1 pseudogene is annotated in these 1,276 nt (G+C 72.6%); it reads right to left on the bottom strand.

Annotated elements, in window-relative coordinates:
* Positions 1 to 1,012, bottom strand: a pseudogene (gene mutL / locus AC2W7C_RS18085) (DNA mismatch repair endonuclease MutL); the annotation flags it as partial.
* Between the last annotated feature and the right edge of the window lie 264 nt (positions 1,013 to 1,276).

Raw genomic sequence — 1,276 nt, 5'->3', positions numbered from 1 at the left:
GGCGGCGGCCAGGGCGTGGCGGAGCGCGCCGACGATGAGGCCGCGGACCAAGGCCGGGTCGCGGAAGCGGACCTCGGCCTTGGCGGGGTGGACGTTCACGTCGACGTAGAGCGGGTCGATGTCGAGGAACAGCACCGCCGCAGGATGGCGGTCGCGGGCCAGGAAGTCGGCGTAGGCGCCGCGCAGCGCGCCCTGCAGCAGGCGGTCGCGCACGGGGCGGCCGTTGACGAACAGATACTGGTGGGCCGCGTTGCCGCGCGAATAGGTGGGCAGGCCCGCGTAGCCGCTGAGGCGGACGCCGTCGCGTTCCTGATCGATCAGGAGCGCATTGGCCTCGAAGTCGCGGCCCAGCAGGGCGGCCAGGCGCTTCAGGCGGCCTTGGTCGCCGGGGTGTTCGGCGGGCAGGCGCAGGGTGGTCCGGCCGTCCAGGTCCAGGGTGAAGGCGACGGCCTCGTGCGCCATGGCCTGGCGCTTGATCTCTTCCGAGATGGCCATGGCCTCGGCGCGCTCGGACTTCATGAACTTCAGCCGGGCGGGGGTGGCGTAGAAGAGGTCGCGGACCTCGACGCGGGCGCGTGCGGGCCGGGGAAACCGGCAGGGGCCGGACCGGGCGCTGGTCGCCGCCCTCGACGGTGATGGCGTGGGCGTCCAGACCGGGCGCACGGCTGGTGATGGTCAGGCGGGCGACCGAGCCGATGGAGGGCAGGGCCTCGCCGCGGAAGCCCAGGGTCGAGATGCGCAGCAGGTCGACGTCGCCGGCGTCGTCGGGCTCGAGCTTGGAGGTGGCGTGCCTCTCGACCGCCAGGGCCAGCTGGTCGGCGGCCATGCCGTGGCCGTCGTCGGCGATGAGGATGCGGGTCAGGCCGCCGCCGTCGGCCTGGATCTCAACGCGGGTCGCGCCGGCGTCCAGGGCGTTCTCGACCAGCTCCTTGATGGCGCTGGCCGGCCGCTCGACCACCTCGCCGGCGGCGATGCGGTTGACGGTCTCGGGCGGGAGGCGGCGGATCGGCATGGGACTCGGGCGGATGGCGGACTCGGGAAGATAGGCGGTCGCGCCGGCCCGCGCACCCGATTCGGAAGCGAGGCGGTTGAAAGACCAGAACTGCAACATATACTGTTGTTGTTACGGTTCGCCGTGGCGATTCCCCTGTTCCGGTCGGCCACGGCCGAGCCATTTCGAGGTCTCCTCCCCATGAAGATCCAACATCTGCTGGCCATCTCCGCCTTCGCCCTGCTGGCCGCCTGCGGCCAGGCCGCCGCGCCGGCCGCGGACGCC

Source organism: Brevundimonas sp. CURTG3B2_SDJG, assembly GCF_057364705.1.
Note: the sequence above shows the minus strand (reverse complement) of the source record. Positions and strands in the feature narration are given on the sequence as shown.